Origin of the sequence: Streptococcus mitis (genome assembly GCF_016658865.1) — a bacterium.
Classification (GTDB): domain Bacteria; phylum Bacillota; class Bacilli; order Lactobacillales; family Streptococcaceae; genus Streptococcus; species Streptococcus mitis_BT.
Map to the genome: position 1 here is coordinate 715,969 of NZ_CP067992.1, position 20,423 is coordinate 736,391.

Genomic DNA, 20,423 nt, shown 5'->3' on the forward strand with positions numbered 1-20,423 from the left:
GAATGAGAAAAACAAAACAACAACTAGAAAAAATCACCAAATATTCGATTCGTAAGCTCACTGTTGGGGTAGGTCCTGTAGCAATCGGGGCCTTCCTTTTTGGTGCCAGTGCCCTTTCAGTAGATAAGGTACAAGCCAATGAAGTTGGTGGAGCTCATAGCGTTCATTATCGTTATTTGGCGGAGCAGGAATTGACCGAGTCTGAAAAAGCCCTGATTCATCATGAGGTTCCAACAGAATTTCAAGATGATGATATTCTCTATGTAGTTTATCGCAAGAAAGCTAGTACCTACCAAGAACTTCCTTATACAGGGAGTAAAGAATTAGCCTTGGCTGGTATAGGGTTGGCTACGGCTTCTTTGGCTGTTTTATTAATCTCTAAAAAACATCGTGGTAAGGTGCTTGGTGTCTTATTAATTAGTTCGATTGGTGCAAGCAACTTTGTTCCTTTCACCACATTTGCGTTTGAAAATAAAGAATTGCTTTCTTATAACCAAACTATTTCGGCTTCTACACATGAAGGTTTGGCTGAAGGGATTATCCACATTGATGGCTATGAATATATTGGTTACTTCAAGGAAGCAGAACTTCACCCATCAAGACCAGCTTCAGCTGAGAAGCCTCAGTTGCCAGTAGAAAAGCAAAGTGCAAATGAAATCGAGAAGACAGAAGTAGTTCAAGAAACACCAGTTTCTGAGAAACATCAGACAAGACTGGAAGAGAGCTTGGTGGAGATTCCTTTTGAAACAATCACAAGTCCAGATGCGAATCTAGCAGAAGGACAGACTCGTATCGTCACAGCTGGAGTAAATGGTCAGCGTCGCATTGTAACCAAAGTATCGATGGTTAATGGTCAAGAAGTTAGAGAAGTCATCGAAGACCAAGTGGTTCAAAATCCTGTTTCGCAAGTCATTGCAGTCGGAACTAAGAAAGAAGAGCAACCTGCCCCAACTCCAGTACCACAAGCTGAACCAACGCATCAGGTAGCTAAAGGAACGCAAGAGGCAGGCAAAGAAGGTCAAGCCTTAACGCAACCAACCTTACCAGAGGTTCCAGTTGAAGCAAAAGGAACCAAAGAGGCAGGCAAAGCAGGTCAAGCTCTAACACAACCAGAACTACCAGAGGCTCCAGTTGAAGCAAAAGGAACCCAAGAGGCAGACAAAGCAGGTCAAGCTCTAACACAACCAGAACTACCAGAGGCTCCAGTTGAAGCAAAAGGTACCCAAGAGGAAGGCAAAGCAGGTCAAGCTCTTACACAGCCAAAATTACCAGAAGCCCAAGTAGAAGTAAAAGGTACACAAGAGGAAGGTAAAGCAGGTCAAGCCCTTATACAAGAACAGTTACCTGAGTACAAAGTAACTGAGGGAGCGGTTACGAAAGAAACTACTACTGAGATTGACTATAAGACAGAAATTATCGAGGATCCAACCAAATATACGGATGAAGAAACTGTAGTTCAAGATGGAGAAAAGGGCAGTAAAATTACCAAAACGACTTATAAGACTCTCGAAGGTGTTGAGACTGAGCAAGTTTTAAATACAACAACTACTGTTGTCAAAGAACCAGTCACTAAAAAAATAAGCCGTGGGACAAAACCAATTGAAGGAACTCTGGTGGAAGAAAGTCTTGAAAAGATTCCATTTAAGGAAGTTCTTAAAGAAGATGACCAACTGAAAAAGGGTGAAAGAGTTACTGTCCAAGAAGGAAAAGATGGGCAGAAAAAAGTTACCAAGACTTACAAAACTCTCAAAGGTTTAAAAACTGAAGAAGCACCTAAAATTGTGGAACAGGTTCTGGAGTTAGACCAAGATCGTATCGTCAAATTAGGAACTAAAAACTTTGAAAAACCAATCTTAAGTTTGTCACTTGTTGATGTTAATGATTTGAAACGATCATCTCAAATTCGTTATAATTTGGAAAATCCAAGTAAGGCAGCCATTAAATCTATTACCTTAACTCTGAAAAAAGGTGATGAGATTGTCAAAACCTTGAATGTTTCACCAGACGACTTGACAACGACCCTGACAGATTTGCAGTACTACAAGGATTATAAACTTGAAACGAAGATGGTTTATGACCGTGGTGAGGGTGATGAGGAAGAAGTTCTGAAGGAAGAACCTCTAAGAATTGACCTCAAAAAAGTTGAAATCAAAAACATCAAAGAAACAAGCTTGATGAGTGTGGACGCTGATGGTAACGAAACAGATACTAGTTTGCTTACAGAAAAACCAGCTGATGTTGCCCCACTTTATCTACGAGTGACCGCTCACGACAACAAGGTTACACGACTTGCTGTTGACAAAATTGAAGAAGTCACAGTTGATGGCAAGACCCTGTATAAGGTCACTGCCAAAGCACCAGACTTAGTTCAACGGAATGCTGACAACACACTGAACGAAGAGTATGTTCATTACTTTGAAAAACAAAAAGCACACGATGGTGATGTATATTATAGCTTTAACGACCTAGTAACGGCTATGAAAGCTAATCCAAGTGGTACCTTTAAACTTGGTGCAGATTTGAATGCAGCAAATGTACCAACTCCGAATAAACAATATGTACCTGGTAAATTTAGCGGAACTTTAACAAGTGTTGACGGTAAACAATATACCATTCATAATATGGCTCGTCAGTTATTCGATAACGTTGAAGGCGGTACAGTTAAAAACATTAACTTAGGTAATGTTAATATTAATATGCCTTGGATTGAAAATATTTCCGCACTATCAAGAGTAATTAAAAATGCCACAGTTGAAAATGTTAAGGTAACTGGTAGTATCCTTGGTAAAGATGGTATTGCTGGTATCGTAAATAAAGGAGATACTGGTGGACTTCTTAAAAATGTTGCTTTCATCGGTAAACTAACAGGTGTCGGTAATAAAGGTTGGGATCTTGGTGGTATCGCCGGAGAACTTTGGCGTGGTAATATTAAACATGCATACGTAGATGCTGATATTGTTGCAGATAGAGCACGTGTTGGTGGTCTTGTTGCTAGAACAGATAATGGTTCTGATCCTAATGGTATTGATAAATACGCTTCTGTTCGTAACGCTGTTACTAAAGGAACTATTGATGTGAAGAACCCTGTTGAGGTAGGTGGTTTCATTAGTAAAAACTGGACATGGGGGCGTGTTGCTGACACAGTTTCAATGATGAAAGTCAAAAACGGTGAAGAATTCTACGGTTCTAGAGATTTAGAAGCAGAAGGTGGATATTACACAAAAAACTGGATTGAAAGAAACTACGTTGTTAAAGATGTGAGTGAAGGTTCTCACTCATTTAACGGTTCTCGTAGTAATCGAATCCAAGAAATCAGCCTAGAAGATGCAAATAAAAAAATAGAATCATTCGGAATTACAGCTGATAAGTTTGAAATTAAACCTCTTGTTGAAGATGCACTTAATAACGTAAAACCAAAAACAGATACTTATAAAGATACTCAAGATTATGACGTATCTCGCGAACTTGCTTATCGTAACATCGAAAAACTTCAACCATTCTACAATAAAGAATGGATTGTCAACCAAGGGAACAAGATTCCTGCAGATTCTAAATTACTAACTACTGAAGTTTTATCTGTTACAGGTATGAAAGATGGACAATTTGTGACCGACTTATCAGATGCTGACCATATTATGATTCATTATGCTGATAAGACGAAAGAAATTAAGGCTATTACACAAAAAGAATCTAAGGTTCAACAAGTTCGTGAATATAGTATTGAAGGATTGGGTGATATTGTCTATACACCAAATATGGTTGTTAAAGATAGGACACAATTGATCAGCGATATCAAAGCTAAATTAGCTTCTGTTGAACTTGATTCAGATGAAGTTCGTAAGATTAATAACAATCCTAAGATGTTATACATGGAAGAAAGCTTCAAAGAAGTAAAAGATAATCTTGATGCTTTAGTTAAAGCTTTAGTTGAAAATGAAGACCATCAATTAAATACGGACGAAGCAGCTAAACGTGCATTGATTAAAAAAGTTGAAGATAACAAAGCTAAAATCATGTTAGCTCTGGCTTACTTAAACCAATACTATGGAATTAAATTTGACGGATTAAATATCAAAAATATGATGACCTTCAAACCTGATTTCTACGGTAAGAACGTTAACGTACTTGATAGATTAATCAGCTTCGCATCAAATGGTAATAACCTAAAAGGTGATCAATCACATGATGCATTTAACAGAGCTCTTGCAAGTGCTACTGGTAAAGCTAACTTACACGAATTCCTGAAGTACAACATGGAATTATTCACTAGTGAAACAGATATGAATACTTGGTTCAAGAACAACATTGCAGATAACGCTTATGTTGTTGAGAAACAATCATCAAATCCTGATTTTGCGAATAAGAAACATAAATTGTATGAAGTAATTAATAATGGACATCACGGACGTTATATTCTACCACTTCTGAACCTGAAGAAAGCGCATATGATCTTAATTACGACCTATAATACCATTGCGTTTAGTTCATTTGAGAAATATGGTAAGAATACGGCAGAAGAACGTGAAGCGTTCAAGAAGCAAGTTGATTTACGTGCGCAAGAACAAATTAATTATTTAGACTTCTGGTCAAGACTTGCTGCTGATAATGTACGAAATAATCTTCTTAAGAGTGAGAATATGGTACCATCTGCCATTTGGGATAACCATGATGTACCAGGTTTGGGATGGGTTGACCGTATGGGACATACGAAGAAAGGCGATTTTGCTCCAATTCGTGAATTCTATGGTCCGACTGATAAGTGGCACGGATACAATGGAATGGGTGCATACGCTTATATCTTCCAAAATCCACAACCACAAGAGGCTGTATATTACATTATCTCTAGCATGATTAGTGATTTTGGTACATCTGCATTCACTCACGAAACAACTCACATCAATGACCGTATGGCCTACTTAGGAACATGGCGTCACCGTGAAGGAACAGATGTTGAAGCCTTTGCTCAAGGTATGTTACAATCACCATCAGTTTCCAATCCAAATGGTGAATATGGTGCCTTAGGATTAAACATGGCTTACGAACGTCAAAATGATGGAAATCAAATTTACAACTATAATCCGAATGTGTTAAATAGTCGTGAGAAAATCGACCACTACATGAAGAATTACAATGAATCCATGATGATGCTTGATTACTTAGAAGCTGAGTCTGTAATCAAGAAAAATACTGGAACAAATGATAAGTGGTTCAAGAAGATCGATAAGAAATATCGTGAAAAAGCGGATCGCAATGGCTTAGTTGGTGAGCCACATCAATGGGATTTAGTTCGTGATTTGAATGATGACGAAAAGAATACGAAGCTGACAAGTATTGATCAACTGGTTGATGGAAACTTTGCAACGAAACATGGATTACCAGGAAATGGTCATTACCGTACTGAAGGATTTGATTCTGCTTATACTGTAGTAAATATGATGACAGGTATTTATGGTGGTAATACAAGTAAGAGTGCGGTTGGTTCAATCTCATTCAAACATAATACCTTCCGTATGTGGGGATACTTCGGTTATTTAGACGGATTCTTAGGTTATGCATCAAACAAATACAAGCAAGAATCTAAAGCTGCTGGTAATGTAGGTCTTGGTGATGACTTTATTATTAATAAAGTTTCTAACGGCAAATTCCAAAGCTTAGAAGCATGGAAGAAAGCATGGTATCATGAAGTACACGAAAAAGCCCAAAGAGGTTTTGTTGAAATTGAAATCGATGGTCAAAAGATTTCAACTTACGCACAACTTCAGACCTTATTTGATGCCGCTGTCGAAAAAGATCTTCAAGGCAATGATTTCAAGAATACTGTAGATCTTAAATGGAAGGTTTACAAACAACTCTTGCAAAAATCAGATGGATTTGCTGGTGATTTATTCACTAAAGCATAATCAATAGTAAGAAAATAATAAAAAGGTAGATCAGCTTTGTCTGGATCTGCCTTTTTATGCTATACTTGAAATATGCATAGAAAAACAGTAATTGATTTTAGGGCTTTGGGGGAGAGATACACCTTTACCCAGCCGATTAAAGAGTTGAAAACGAGAAATGTAGCAGAAGTGGCAGACTTGCTGGCACAAGTGGAAAGCTACCAAGAGCAGGGCTACTATGTGGTGGGCTATGTCAGCTACGAGGCTGCACCTGCTTTTGAGGAGAAATTAGCAGTTCATAAAGCTCCTTTACTGGCAGAGTACCTGCTATTTTTTACCGTTCATGATAGGGTAGAAACATCCCCTATTCCTCTGACTTATGATGAGGTTGATTTGCCTTCAAACTGGCAGGAAGTAACGTCTGCAGCGGACTATGAAAAGGCTGTTGCCCAGATTCATCATCATTTGCGGCAGGGGGACACCTACCAGGTCAACTACACCGTCCAACTCAAGCAAGACTTAAGTGCCAATCCTTTTGCCATCTACAATCGTATGGTAGTAGAGCAGGAGGCGGGCTACAATGCTTATGTTGAACATGACGAGATGGCAGTGATTTCCATGAGCCCAGAGCTCTTTTTTGAGCAAAATGACCGCGAGTTGACAACACGACCAATGAAGGGAACGACTCAGCGGGGAGTGACTGACCAAGAAGATCTTGAACAGGCTAGTTGGTTGGAGCAGGATCCTAAAAATCGCTCTGAAAATATGATGATTGTGGACCTCTTGCGCAATGATATGAATCGTATTTCTGAGGTGGGGAGTGAGCATGTGGAGCGTTTGTGTCAAGTGGAGCAGTATTCAACTGTCTGGCAGATGACTTCGACCATCAAGAGTCGGTTGCGAGAGGATGTTGACCTTGTAGAAATATTCCGTTCTCTCTTTCCTTGCGGTTCCATAACGGGAGCACCGAAAATTGCGACTATGGAGATTATCAAGGACTTGGAGCCACAACCGCGTGGAGTCTACTGTGGAACGATTGGTCTCTTGCTTCCAAATGGACGCCGGATTTTTAATGTTGCTATCCGGACTATTCAACTGTATCAAGGGAAAGCCATCTATGGAGTTGGCGGAGGAATTACATGGGATAGCACCTGGGAGTCTGAATACCGTGAAGTTCATCAAAAGGCAGCTGTTCTCTATCGTAAACAAGCTCGTTTCCAACTGATTACTACAGGGAAAATCAGCCAGAAAACCTTGCTCTTTGAAAATCAACATCTAGAAAGACTACAAAAGGCTAGTCGTTACTTTGCCTTTCCATTTGATCAAGATGGATTGAGACAAAAGATAGAGGAAGAGTGTCAGGCTTGTGCTGCTAGTCAAGATTACCGCTTGCGTATTTCTCTCAGCAAGTCTGGAGAGATAGAAGTTGAACGCCAAGTATTGACACCCCTCAGTACAAGCTTTTGTCAGGCCAAACTTTGTCTGCAAGAAGCGGATTTGAATCAATCCTTTACCTACTTCAAAACGACTCACCGACCGCATTTGAACCTAGGGGAGCAAGAGATCATTTACCACAATAAGTCTGGAGAACTTCTTGAAACCTCTATCGGAAATTTGGTTCTGAAAATCGATGGGAAACTCTATACACCGCCAGTCCGACTTGGAATCTTACCAGGCATTTACCGTCAGCATTTGCTGGAAACAGGACAGATAGAAGAGAAAGTCTTGACCTTGGCAGATTTTGCCCAAGCAGAAGCTATCTATGGCTGTAATGCAGTCAGGGGCTTGTATGAGCTGTCAGTAAGGGAGAACTAAATGAAATTAATATTTTTACATGGCCTAGGTCAGTCAGCAGATAGTTGGAAAGAAGTGCAAGAGTTGCTTGTAGATTATCCTTCTGAAGCCCTAGAGTTATTTCCTTCCGGAGTTGCTACCTATCAAGAAGCTAAGGAGCGCATTTATCAGCACTTGTCAGAGGAGACAGAACCTTTTGTCCTAATCGGTTTGTCCTTAGGAGCTGCACTTGCATTAGAGCTGTCAAGTTACGATTTGCCAAATCTTCAGGCCTTGGTTTTGTCAGGCTGTCCATTGAAACTAGCTGGCAATATCCCTTTTTACATTCAGTTGCTGATATTTAAACTACTCCCCAAAAGGGTATTTGAAAAACAGGGAGCAGATAAATCGCTTTTGGTTGGAGTTTCTGAGGAATTAAAAACACTTGATTTAAGAGAGATTGCAAAGAATTGTCCCTATCCAACTTTGTTAATTTGTGGTAGTCAAGATAAGCCTAATCTCAGTTCAATGAAAGCTATTCAAGAACTGATGCCAAATTCCCAGTTCCAGATTATCCCTGACGGTCCTCATGTCTTGAATAGAGCCAAACCAAAAGAGTTTGCAGCAATAACTAGAAGTTTTCTTGAATTGCTGAAATAAGTTTGATAAAATAATATTGAAAACGATATCATAATTATGGGAGAAAGAAATGAACAAACGTCTATTTTTTAAAATGAGTCTGGCTACCTTGCCAGTTTTAGCCTTGTTTTCACAGCCTGTGTTAGCGGAAGAAAACATTCATTTTTCTAGCTGTAAGGAAGCTTGGGCGAATGGATATGCGGATATTCATGAGGGAGAACCTGGTTATTCTGCCAAGTTAGACCGTGATCATGATGGTGTGGCGTGTGAATTGAAAAATGCTCCAAAAGGTGCTTTCAAAGCAAAGCAATCAACTTCGGCTCAAAACAATACAAGTTCAGCAACAACAAGTGGCTGGGTTAAGCAGGATGGTGCATGGTATTACTTTGATGGAAATGGAAATCCAGTGAAAAATGCTTGGCAGGGAAGCTATTATCTGAAAGCGGATGGTAAAATGGCACAGAGCGAATGGATTTATGACTCTTCTTATCAAGCTTGGTATTATTTGAAATCAGATGGTTCTTATGCAAAAAATGCATGGCAAGGAGCTTACTACCTTAAATCAAATGGTAAGATGGCTAAAGGTGAGTGGGTCTACGATAGTAGCTACAAATCATACTACTACTTGACATCAGAAGGCAGTTACGCTCGTAACACTTGGTCAGGTAATTATTATCTCAAATCAGATGGTAAGATGGCTAAAGGTGAGTGGGTCTACGATAGTAGCTACAAATCATACTACTACTTGACATCAGAAGGCAGTTACGCTCGTAATACTTGGTCAGGTAATTATTATCTCAAATCAGATGGTAAGATGGCTAAAGGTGAGTGGATATATGATAGTAACTACAAATCATATTACTACTTGACATCAGAAGGCAGTTACGCTCGTAACACTTGGGTAGGCAATTACTATCTTAAATCAAACGGTAAAATGGCTGTTAATGAACGTACACCAGATGGTTATCGTGTAGATGGTTCAGGTAAATGGGTTAAATAAGAAATTAAAAAATAGGATAATAGGTAATATCAGATGAACATGTCTTTTGTGTTGCACTTCATTTTAAAATAGGGCTTTCATAAATAGTTGTTATTTTAATATAAAAAAAGATTAAGGATATGGTATACTATAAGTGTAAATCATAAGAAAAGGAGATTTTTATGAGAAGATCAAAAAAAATTTTGGTTACAAGTTTAGCAGCAACTACTTTTGCACTTGTTTCTCTTTCAGATACAATGGGGATGTTGCCTTTCTCATCTCAGAAAGTATCTGCTCAAGAAAAGGATGCGTCTAAAAATGGTAAAATTGTAAAAGAGAATACAAAACCCGCACCAAAACCTGCGCCGAAGCCGGCACCAAAACCCGCACCAAAACCTGCGCCGAAGCCAGCATCAAAACCTGCGCCGAAGCCGGCACCAAAACCTGCGCCGAAGCCAGCATCAAAACCTGCGCCGAAGCCAGCACCAAAACCCGCGCCGAAACCGGCACCAAAACCGGCACCAAAACCCGCGCCAAAACCTGCGCCGAAGCCAGCACCAAAACCCGCGCCGAAGCCGGCACCAAAACCGATTGAAAAAGCTAAAGAAACAACTCCTAAACAGGATAAATCAAAATCTAAAGCTCAGTCTGGCTGGGTAGGGTCTTCGTACTATGAAAATGGTGCTAAAGTTACTAATAAGTGGATTTTTAATAAAAAGGTTAACGCCTACTTCTATTTAAATGCATCGGGAAATTATGTCCAAAATGCCTGGGTCGGTAATTACTATCTAAAATCTGATGGTAAGAGAGCTAAGAACGAATGGATTTATGATAAGAAATACTCTGCACATTATTATTTAACAGCAGAAGGTAGCTATGCTCGTAACACCTGGGTAGGAAATTACTACCTTAAATCAGATGGTAAGAGAGCTAAGAACGAATGGGTTTATGATAAGAAATCGAGTTCATATTTTTATCTAACATCAGAAGGAAGTTCAGCTCGTAACACTTGGGTAGGCAATTACTATCTTAAATCAGATGGTAAAATGGCTAAGAGTGAATGGATTTATGATAAAAACTATGGCTCATATTATTATCTAACCGCAGAAGGTAGCTACGCTCGAAACGCATGGGTAGGTAATTACTATCTAAAATCAGACGGGAAAAGAGCTAAAAATGAATGGTTTTATGACAATAACTATGGGTCATACTATTATTTAACAGGAGAAGGTAGCTACGCTCGTAATACTTGGGTAGGGAATTATTATCTCAAATCAGATGGAAAGATGGCCAAGAATGAATGGATTTATGACAAAAACTACGGTTCATATTATTATCTAACAGGAGAAGGAAGCTACGCACGTAACAAATGGGTAGGTAATTACTATCTAAACTCAAACGGTAAGATGGCCAAAAATGAGTGGGTAGATGGTGGTAATTATTATGTTGATTCTGACGGAAAAATAGTTAAAAGTGACTGGATTTATGATAAAAACTATGGTTCATATTATTATCTAACATCAGAAGGCACCTATGCTCGCAACAAATGGATAGGAAATTACTATCTTAAATCAGACGGTAAGATGGCCAAGAATGAATGGGTAGATGGCGGTCGTTACTATGTTAAATCAGATGGTGAAATGGTTTGGGGCAAATGGGTAGATGGTGGCCGTTACTATGTAGGATACGACGGTGTCTGGCAACCAAAACCAGCAGACGGGAATCCATACTCAGCAGCTTTAAAGGAAGCACAAGGTTATAATAGGATTCATTTGTCAAAAAAAGGAATTTATGAGATGTTAATTTATAAAGGTTTTAATAGTGACGCTGCACAATATGCTATCAATCATTTGCAAGCAGACTATAAGGCGAATGCATTAGCTACAGCAAGAGAATACCGAAAGATTCTCCATTTATCAAAGACAGAAATTTATGAGAGGCTAACTTCTCCTTATTATTTAAAAAAATTTACCAAAGAAGAAGCAAACTATGCAATTCAACATTTGGGTGACTAATTATTTAGAATAACTATTTTAACACCAATTGACAAGTCAAGTACAACAAAGTTGTTCCTCTGATTAAGAGAGTATCTTTCAAGCTGTTTGAGTGAGCTCAAACAGCTTTTTTGCGGACTATAGCCAAGTTCAAAATAGAAGGTTCTCTGATTGTCTGTCCACCCAGAACAGAATGGATTTTCCAATTTCAAAAAGGGGTTGGAGTTTATAGGTGTGAACAAAGGCATCTATGCTATGTCCCGTTGGTTTCTCCCCAGTCTATGAGCAAACTCAGCCGGTTTGAGTCCTACGTTTAAATAAGCTTCAATTTCTACTCGCTCAGCTTCAGATTAGTGCTTGTATAGTTATTATTTTAATGTAAAAAAGATTAAGGATATGATATACTATAAGTGTAAATCATAAGAAAAGGAGATTTTTATGAGAAAATCAAAAAAAATTTTGGTTACAAGTTTAGCAGCAACTACTTTTGCACTTGTTTCTCTTTCAGATACAATGGGGGTGTTGCCTTTCTCGCCTCAGAAAGTATCTGCTCAAGAAAAGGATGCGTCTAAAAATGGTAAGATTGTAAAAGAGAATAAAAAAACCGCGCCTAAGCCGGCACCAAAACCCGCGCCTAAGCCGGCACCAAAATCTGCGCCTAAGCCGGCACCAAAACCCGCTCCGAAGCCAGCACCAAAACCCGCGCCGAAGCCGGCACCAAAACCCGCACCAAAACCCGCGCCGAAGCCGGCACCAAAACCCGCACCAAAACCTGCGCCGAAGCCGGCACCAAAACCTGCGCCGAAGCCAGTATCAAAACCCGCGCCGAAGCCAGTATCAAAACCTGCGCTTAAGCCGGCACCAAAACCTGCGCTGAAGCCAGCATCAAAACCTACGCCGAAGCCAGCACCAAAACCTGCGCCGAAGCCGGCACCAAAACCTGCGCCGAAGCCGGCACCAAAACCCGCGCCGAAGCCAGCACCAAAACCCGCGCCGAAGCCAGCACCAAAACCTGCGCCAAAACCGGCACCAAAACCCACACCAAAGCCCACGCCAAAGCCGGCACCAAAACCGACTGAAAAAGCTAAAGAGACAACTCCTAAACAGGATAAATCACAATCTAAAGTTCAGTCTGGCTGGGTAGGAAATTACTACCTCAAATCAGATGGGAAGAGAGCTAAAAATGAATGGGTAGATGGTGGTCGTTATTATGTTGATTCTGATGGAAAAAAGGTTAAAAGTGACTGGATTTATGATAAAAACTATGGATCCTATTATTATCTAACAGCAGAAGGAAGCTCTGCTCGCAATAAATGGGTAGGAAATTATTACCTCAAATCAGATGGAAAGATGGCCAAGAATGAATGGGTAGATGGTGGCCGTTATTATGTTGAATCAGATGGTAAAATGGCTAGGGATAAATGGGTAGATGGTGGCCGTCACTATGTAGGATACGATGGTGTGCGGCAACCAAAACTAGATGGGAAGCAGTACAATGCTGCTTTAAATATAGCGAAAAGCTATAATTCGGTTTTTCATAAGTCAAAAAAAGCTCTCTATGACTCATTAACGTGGTATGGTTTTTCAAGTTCAGCAGCGCAGTATGCCATCGATCACTTGAATGCAGATTACAAAGCAAATGCCTTAATTACAGCAAGAGAATACCGAAAATATAACAATCTCTCAAAGACAGAAATTTATGAGAGGCTAACTTCTCCTTATTTTAGAAAATTTACCAAAGAAGAAGCCGACTATGCCATTCAAAAACTTAATCTACCATCAGAAGGCAGCCAAGCTCGCAATAAATGGGTAGGAAATTATTATTTCAAATCAGATGGAAAGATGGCCAAGAATGAATGGGTAGATGGTGGCCGTTACTATGTTGATTCTGAAGGCAAAATGGTAAGGGGCAAATGGGTAGATGGTGGCCGTTATTATGTTGAATCAGATGGTAAAATGGCTAGGGATAAATGGGTAGATGGTGGCCGTCACTATGTAGGATACGATGGTGTGCGGCAACCAAAACTAGATGGGAAGCAGTACAATGCTGCTTTAAATATAGCGAAAAGCTATAATTCGGTTTTTCATAAGTCAAAAAAAGCTCTCTATGACTCATTAACGTGGTATGGTTTTTCAAGTTCAGCAGCGCAGTATGCCATCGATCACTTGAATGCAGATTACAAAGCAAATGCCTTAATTACAGCAAGAGAATACCGAAAATATAACAATCTCTCAAAGACAGAAATTTATGAGAGGCTAACTTCTTCTTGGATTGGAAAATTTACAAAAGAAGAAGCAAACTATGCAATTCAAAAACTAGGGGATAAATAGTTATTAATTATTAGATGTAACTTTTTCATGCAAAGCTTTGCACAAATCTAACGATTTTGTTATACTATATCTGTAAGCATTTTCAATTACTACACAATGAAAAAGGAGAATATGATGAGTCAAAAGATTATTGGGATTGACCTTGGTGGAACTTCTATCAAATTTGCAATTTTAACTCAAGAGGGAGAAATCCAAGAAAAATGGTCTATCAAGACAAATATTTTGGATGAAGGAAGCCACATTGTAGATGATATGATTGAGTCTATTCAGCATCGTTTGGACTTGCTTGGATTGGCAGCAGCGGACTTCCAAGGAATTGGGATGGGATCACCAGGTGTGGTTGACCGTGAAAAAGGGACTGTTATCGGTGCCTACAACCTCAACTGGAAAACTCTTCAACCAATTAAAGAAAAAATTGAAAAAGCCTTGGGCATTCCATTCTTCATCGATAATGATGCCAACGTAGCTGCTCTTGGTGAGCGTTGGATGGGGGCTGGTGATAACCAACCAGATGTTGTCTTTATGACACTTGGTACAGGTGTTGGTGGCGGTATCGTCGCAGAAGGAAAATTGCTTCATGGTGTTGCTGGTGCAGCAGGGGAGCTTGGCCACATCACTGTTGACTTTGACCAACCAATCGCATGTACTTGCGGTAAGAAAGGCTGTCTTGAGACAGTTGCTTCAGCAACAGGGATTGTCAACTTGACTCGTCGTTATGCTGATGAATACGAAGGTGATGCAGCCTTGAAACGCTTGATTGATAATGGAGAAGAAGTAACCGCTAAGACTGTCTTTGATCTCGCAAAAGAAGGAGACGACCTTGCTTTGATTGTTTACCGTAACTTCTCACGTTACTTGGGAATCGCTTGTGCTAACATCGGATCAATCCTAAACCCATCAACCATCGTCATCGGTGGTGGTGTATCAGCTGCAGGAGAATTCCTTCTACAAGGTGTTCAAAAAGTTTACGACGAAAATACCTTCCCACAAGTACGCACAACAACTAAATTGGCTCTTGCAACTCTAGGAAATGACGCTGGAGTTATCGGAGCAGCATCACTTGTATTGCAATAAAATAGAAAAAGGAGAAAATTGCTTTCCAGAAGCGAGTGATTTTCCTCCTTTCTTTTTTTATGCTATACTAGTTAGGAAATAAATGAGGTGAGAGTAAATGACAAAAGCAGATACGATTTTTAAAGAGAATATTGAACGCATTCTAAAGGAAGGTGTTTTCTCAGAGCAAGCACGTCCCAAGTACAAGGATGGGACAGTTGCCAACTCTAAGTACGTAACGGGTGCCTTTGCAGAGTATGACTTAGCAAAAGGGGAATTCCCCATTACAACCTTGCGTCCCATTGCAATCAAATCAGCTATCAAAGAAGTTCTCTGGATCTACCAAGACCAGTCTAATAGCCTAGAAGTGCTGAATAGCAAGTACAATGTTCACTACTGGAATGACTGGGAAGTGGGAAATACGGGAACCATTGGTGAGCGCTATGGTGCTGTTGTTAAGAAACACGACATTATCAATAAGCTTCTCAAGCAGTTGGAAGTCAACCCTTGGAACCGTCGCAATATCATTTCGCTCTGGGATTACCAAGCTTTCGAAGAAACAGAAGGACTACTCCCATGCGCCTTTCAGACCATGTTTGATGTCCGCCGTGTAGATGGAGAAATCTATCTGGATGCGACCTTGACCCAGCGTTCGAATGACATGTTGGTGGCCCACCACATCAATGCTATGCAGTACGTGGCTCTTCAAATGATGATTGCCAAGCATTTCGGCTGGAAGGTTGGGAAGTTCTTCTACTTCATCAACAATCTCCATATCTATGACAATCAATTTGAACAAGCTCAGGAATTGCTCCGTCGTGAGCCATCAAACTGCCAACCACGTTTGGTCTTGAATGTGCCAGATAAGACCAATTTTTTTGATATTAAAGCAGAGGACTTTGAGTTGGTGGATTATGACCCTGTCAAGCCACAGTTGAAGTTTGACCTAGCTATTTAAAAGAATAGAAAAAAGAAGTTGAGACAATAAATCCCAACTTCTTTTGTTTCTTAACGTGATACGCGGCGACGAGCTGCTTTTTTACGGTTTTCTTCGATGAAAGCTGCTTTTTGCTCTTCTGGTTCGATCACTTTCTTTTTAAATGCGTATACTGCACCTGCAACTGCAGCGACAGTTCCTGCGACACCTGTTACAAGACCTTTAGCGAATCCTTTAGCCATGAGTCTTCCTCCTTTATCTTCTTAATCAGCCAGCCCCTTCAAGAGGTCACATTTTTCTGACTGACCTTTTTGTGTTATAATAATAGTAACGAAAAAATGGGAATTTTTCAAGGAAAAAAGATGAAAACAAAAATAATTGTGATTGTTGGACCGACTGCAGTTGGAAAAACAGCCCTTGCCATCGAAGTTGCAAAGCGTTTTAATGGCGAAGTGGTTAGTGGAGATAGCCAGCAAGTCTATCGAGGTCTGGATATAGGGACGGCTAAGGCTAGTCCAGAAGAGCAGGCAGCTGTTCCTCATCATTTAATCGATGTTAGAGAGGTAACCGAGTCTTACTCGGCTTTTGATTTTGTTTCAGAAGCTAAGATGGCTATTGAGGATATTCACAGTCGTGGCAAGCTAGCTATTATTGCTGGTGGGACTGGACTGTATATCCAGAGCTTATTAGAAGGCTACCATTTAGGTGGGGAGACACCTCATGAGGAGATTTTGGCCTATCGGGCTAGTTTGGAGCCCTATACAGATGAGGAATTAGCGCATCTGGTGGAGCAAGCTGGCCTTGAGATTCCCCAGTTTAATCGTCGTCGTGCTATGCGTGCCTTGGAAATTGCCCATTTTGGTCAGGATTTGGAAAATCAAGAGAGTCTATATGAACCGTTGATTATCTGCTTGGATGATGAGCGCAGTCAACTTTACGAGCGCATTAACCGCCGCGTGGATCTAATGTTTGAGGCTGGGCTTTTGGATGAAGCCAAGTGGCTCTTTGAACATTACCCTAATGTACAAGCGGCTAAAGGAATTGGTTACAAGGAACTCTTTCCTTATTTCCGTGGAGAGCAATCCTTGGAAGAAGTCAGTGAGAGTCTCAAACAAGCGACTCGTCGTTTTGCTAAGCGTCAGTTGACCTGGTTCCGTAATCGCATGCAGGTGACCTTTTATCAGATTGGAGAAGCTGGTGTGCAAGACCGCATTTTAAGCCAGATAGAGGAGTTTTTAGATGATTGAAACGGAGAAAAAAGAGGAGCGAGTCCTGCTGATTGGTGTGGAATTGCAGGGCATGGACAATTTTGACCTCTCCATGGAAGAATTGGCCAGTTTAGCGAAAACGGCTGGGGCAGTCGTTGTAGATAGTTACAGACAAAAACGTGAAAAATATGATTCCAAGACCTTTGTTGGCTCTGGAAAGTTAGAAGAAATTGCGCTCATGGTGGATGCAGAAGAAATTACCACTGTCATTGTCAACAACCGCTTGACTCCACGGCAAAATGTCAATCTAGAAGAAGTTCTCGGTGTCAAGGTTATTGACCGTATGCAGTTGATTTTGGATATCTTTGCCATGCGAGCTCGAAGCCATGAAGGGAAGCTCCAAGTCCACCTAGCCCAGCTCAAATACCTCTTGCCTCGTTTGGTTGGTCAGGGAATTATGCTCAGTCGTCAGGCAGGGGGAATTGGTTCCCGTGGACCTGGTGAAAGCCAGCTGGAACTGAACCGTCGTAGCGTTCGCAATCAAATCACGGATATCGAGCGTCAGCTCAAGGTGGTTGAGAAAAATCGGGCGACTGTCAGAGAAAAACGTCTGGAGTCTAGCACCTTTAAGATTGGTTTGATTGGTTATACCAATGCTGGGAAGTCAACCATTATGAACACCTTGACCAGTAAGACCCAGTATGAAGCAGATGAGCTCTTTGCGACTCTGGATGCGACGACTAAGAGTATCCATCTGGGAGGCAATCTCCAAGTAACTTTGACTGATACCGTTGGCTTTATCCAGGATTTGCCGACCGAGTTGGTGTCCAGCTTCAAGTCAACCTTGGAAGAAAGCAAGCATGTTGATCTTCTAGTGCATGTTATCGATGCCAGCAACCCTTACCACGAAGAGCATGAAAAAACAGTTCTGTCTATTATGAAAGATTTGGATATGGAGGACATTCCTCGCCTGACCCTTTATAATAAAGCGGATTTGGTAGAGGATTTCACGCCTACCCAAACGCCTTATGCACTCATTTCTGCCAAGTCTGAGGATAGTCGTGAGAACTTGCAGGCTTTATTTTTAGAGAAAATCAAGGATATTTTTGAGAGATTTACCTTGCGCGTGCCTTTTTCTAAGTCCTACAAGATTCATGATTTAGAAAGTGTTGCGATTCTGGAAGATCGTGACTACCAAGATGATGGAGAAGTTATTACAGGCTACATTTCCGAGAAAAATAAATGGAGGTTAGAGGAATTTTATGACTGATATTAAAGCGTTGGCTCTAAAATATGGGGGCTATACAAGTCTGGACAAGGTCTATCTGGATCAGCTTCTAGCTGAAAAGACAGAGCAGGAGCAGTTGGCTATTATCACCCCTCCGCCCAGCGTAGTTAATGCTTACTTTGCAGAACTCTACCAGAAAAAGAGTCCTGAGGCTGCGACGGATTATTTTTCAGAACTCAGTCAGGAACTGAATTTCTACAATGCGGAGCCAAGTTTCACTCTCGAAAACAAGCCTTTTATTCGTCTTAACCTATCTGGTAAATCCTTTGGTTTTTGCTATGAGAGTGAGGGTCTGGGTCGAATTTTCTCTGAAAATAAAGAGATTATTTCAGAAGACTTGCTTTTTGAGATTGCGCAAATTTTCCCCCATCAGCTAGTCTTTGAGAAGTCTGGAAAGATTTACATGAAGGCTGTAGGGGACGAGGAAGTTGTTAGTGTAGAGAGTCTTACAACTTTGACGGATTTGGAAAGCTTGGCTGATGGTCGTAAACGTCTCAAAGGTTACAGCCAAGAGGATTTACTGCAAGAAGTTACTGCTTTTTCTGGCAAGCGCTATTTCCGATCGGAAAACCGCACAGCCATGTTATATATTGATTAATTAGAAAGTATCGAATGGATATTCAATTTTTAGGAACGGGGGCTGGTCAGCCCTCTAAAGCCCGCAACGTTTCAAGTCTCGCCCTGAAACTCTTGGACGAGATTAACGAAGTTTGGCTCTTTGACTGTGGAGAAGGAACGCAAAATCGCATTCTGGAAACCACAATTCGACCACGTAAGGTCAGCAAAATCTTTATCACTCACTTGCATGGAGACCATATCTTTGGCCTGCCAGGATTCCTTTCTAGCCGTGCCTTTCAAGCCAATGAAGAGCAGACAGATTTGGAAATCTATGGACCGCAAGGGATCAAGTCCTTTGTCTTAACCAGTCTTCGTGTGTCAGGTTCTCGTTTGCCCTACCGCATTCATTTTCATGAGTTTGACCAAGATTCTCTAGGAAAAATCCTTGAGACCGATAAATTCACTGTGTATGCAGAGGAGCTGGACCACACTATTTTCTGCGTTGGTTATCGTGTCATGCAAAAGGACCTAGAAGGAACGCTAGATGCTGAAAAACTCAAGGCTGCTGGTGTCCCATTTGGCCCACTTTTTGGAAAAATCAAGAACGGTCACGATGTTGTTTTAGAAGACGGTACTGAAATCAAAGCAGCAGACTATATCTCAGCGCCACGTCCTGGTAAGATTATTACCATTCTAGGCGATACGAGAAAAACCAATGCTAGTGTGCGTCTGGCTGTCAATGCCGATGTCCTAGTCCATGAATCGACTTATGGCAAGGGTGATGAAAAAATTGCTCGTAACCATGGCCACTCTACTAACATGCAAGCTGCACAAGTAGCGGTAGAAGCAGGAGCCAAACGCCTCTTGCTCAACCATATCAGTGCTCGTTTCCTCTCAAAAGATATCAGCAAACTCAAGAAAGATGCGGCTACAATTTTTGAAAATGTGCATGTGGTCAAAGACTTGGAAGAAGTGGAAATCTAAAAGATTGAGAAAGGATAAGTATGCGTACGATTCTTATTACCGGAGCTAGCGGGGGTCTAGCCAAAGAAATGGTTAAACTCCTGCCAGATGACCAACTCATCTTGCTTGGTAGAAATAAGGAAAAATTAGCCCAACTCTATGGAAACCATCTACAAGCAGAATTGGTTGAAATCGATATTACCGATGACTCAGCCCTAGAAACTCTGCTAGCAGACCTCTATCTCCGCTATGGCAAGATTGATGTCTTGATTAATAACGCTGGTTATGGGATTTTGGAGGAATTTGACCAGATTTCTGACCAAGATATTCACCAGATGTTCGAGGTCAATACTTTTGCCCTGATGAATCTATCTCGTCGCCTTGCGGCAAGAATGAAGGAAAGTCGAAAAGGCCATATCATCAATATTGTTAGCATGGCAGGTTTGATCGCTACTGGCAAGTCCAGTCTGTACTCAGCTACCAAGTTTGCGGCTATTGGTTTTTCAAATGCCTTACGCCTCGAACTGATGCCTTATGGTATTTACGTAACGACTGTCAATCCAGGACCAATCCGTACAGGATTTTTCGACCAAGCCGACCCAGATGGAAGCTATCTCAAGTCGGTTGAACGCTTCCTGCTGGAACCAGATGCAGTGGCTAAAAAGATTGTCAAGATTATAGGAAAAAATAAACGAGAACTCAATCTCCCAGTTTTGTTGAACCTAGCCCATAAGTTTTACACCTTCTTTCCCAAGCTAGCTGATAAGTTGGCAGGGGGAATCTTTAATTATAAATAGAAGAAGTTCCTTTTAAAGGGACTT

Annotated in this window: 14 protein-coding genes; 13 read left to right on the top strand and 1 reads right to left on the bottom strand. The window is 40.8% G+C overall.

What is annotated here, in order from left to right; all coding sequences use genetic code 11:
• The first annotated feature begins 2 nt into the window (after nt 1-2).
• The 8 genes from JJN14_RS03580 (at nt 3) to JJN14_RS03620 (ending at nt 15,606) form a co-directional block, all read left to right on the top strand.
• The gene (locus JJN14_RS03580) at nt 3-5,900 is read left to right on the top strand and encodes a ZmpA/ZmpB/ZmpC family metallo-endopeptidase (RefSeq protein WP_201058933.1); all 5,898 of its coding nucleotides are present in this window, start codon (nt 3-5) and stop codon (nt 5,898-5,900) included.
• A gap of 72 nt (nt 5,901-5,972) precedes the next feature.
• Nucleotides 5,973-7,694, top strand: coding sequence for an aminodeoxychorismate synthase component I (gene pabB / locus JJN14_RS03585; RefSeq protein WP_201058934.1), 1,722 nt, complete (start codon nt 5,973-5,975; stop codon nt 7,692-7,694).
• Nucleotides 7,695-8,312 carry an alpha/beta fold hydrolase gene (locus JJN14_RS03590; protein WP_201058935.1) on the top strand — a complete coding sequence of 206 codons (618 nt, stop codon included), beginning with the start codon at nt 7,695-7,697 and terminating at the stop codon, nt 8,310-8,312. It begins immediately after the preceding gene.
• Between the two features lie 49 nt (nt 8,313-8,361).
• The gene (locus JJN14_RS03595; RefSeq protein ID WP_201058936.1) at nt 8,362-9,291 is read left to right on the top strand and encodes an N-acetylmuramoyl-L-alanine amidase family protein; all 930 of its coding nucleotides are present in this window, start codon (nt 8,362-8,364) and stop codon (nt 9,289-9,291) included.
• Nucleotides 9,292-9,452: 161 nt separating this feature from the next.
• On the top strand, nt 9,453-11,285 hold the full coding sequence (locus tag JJN14_RS03600; protein WP_201058937.1) for an Ltp family lipoprotein: 1,833 nt from the start codon (nt 9,453-9,455) through the stop codon (nt 11,283-11,285).
• Between the two features lie 417 nt (nt 11,286-11,702).
• Nucleotides 11,703-13,595 (top strand): Ltp family lipoprotein, encoded by a 1,893-nt coding sequence (locus tag JJN14_RS03610; protein ID WP_201058938.1) that lies wholly within the window; start codon nt 11,703-11,705, stop codon nt 13,593-13,595.
• 114 nt (nt 13,596-13,709) lie between these two features.
• A complete protein-coding gene (locus tag JJN14_RS03615) occupies nt 13,710-14,669 on the top strand; it encodes an ROK family glucokinase (protein ID WP_004256124.1) in 960 nt (319 codons plus the stop codon).
• A gap of 97 nt (nt 14,670-14,766) precedes the next feature.
• The gene (locus JJN14_RS03620) at nt 14,767-15,606 is read left to right on the top strand and encodes a thymidylate synthase (RefSeq protein ID WP_201058939.1); all 840 of its coding nucleotides are present in this window, start codon (nt 14,767-14,769) and stop codon (nt 15,604-15,606) included.
• 50 nt (nt 15,607-15,656) lie between these two features.
• On the opposite strand, the gene JJN14_RS03625 is transcribed toward JJN14_RS03620, so the two are convergent.
• Nucleotides 15,657-15,827, bottom strand: coding sequence for a DUF3042 family protein (locus tag JJN14_RS03625; RefSeq protein WP_001051780.1), 171 nt, complete (start codon nt 15,825-15,827; stop codon nt 15,657-15,659).
• A 120-nt stretch (nt 15,828-15,947) separates the two neighbouring features.
• Between JJN14_RS03625 and miaA the strand changes: the two genes are divergently transcribed.
• The 5 genes from miaA to JJN14_RS03650 are packed head-to-tail and all read left to right on the top strand — an operon-like array spanning nt 15,948 to nt 20,399.
• Nucleotides 15,948-16,832, top strand: coding sequence for a tRNA (adenosine(37)-N6)-dimethylallyltransferase MiaA (miaA, locus tag JJN14_RS03630; protein ID WP_201058940.1), 885 nt, complete (start codon nt 15,948-15,950; stop codon nt 16,830-16,832).
• On the top strand, nt 16,825-18,063 hold the full coding sequence (hflX, locus tag JJN14_RS03635; RefSeq protein WP_201058941.1) for a GTPase HflX: 1,239 nt from the start codon (nt 16,825-16,827) through the stop codon (nt 18,061-18,063). Before miaA ends, hflX begins: the two co-directional genes overlap by 8 nt.
• Nucleotides 18,056-18,679 (top strand): cystathionine beta-lyase, encoded by a 624-nt coding sequence (locus JJN14_RS03640; protein WP_201058942.1) that lies wholly within the window; start codon nt 18,056-18,058, stop codon nt 18,677-18,679. Before hflX ends, JJN14_RS03640 begins: the two co-directional genes overlap by 8 nt.
• 14 nt (nt 18,680-18,693) lie before the next feature.
• Entirely contained in the window at nt 18,694-19,623 is a 930-nt protein-coding gene (gene rnz, locus JJN14_RS03645) for a ribonuclease Z (protein WP_201058943.1), read from the top strand.
• 20 nt (nt 19,624-19,643) lie between these two features.
• Nucleotides 19,644-20,399 carry an SDR family NAD(P)-dependent oxidoreductase gene (locus JJN14_RS03650; protein WP_201058944.1) on the top strand — a complete coding sequence of 252 codons (756 nt, stop codon included), beginning with the start codon at nt 19,644-19,646 and terminating at the stop codon, nt 20,397-20,399.
• The last annotated feature ends 24 nt before the right edge of the window (nt 20,400-20,423 follow it).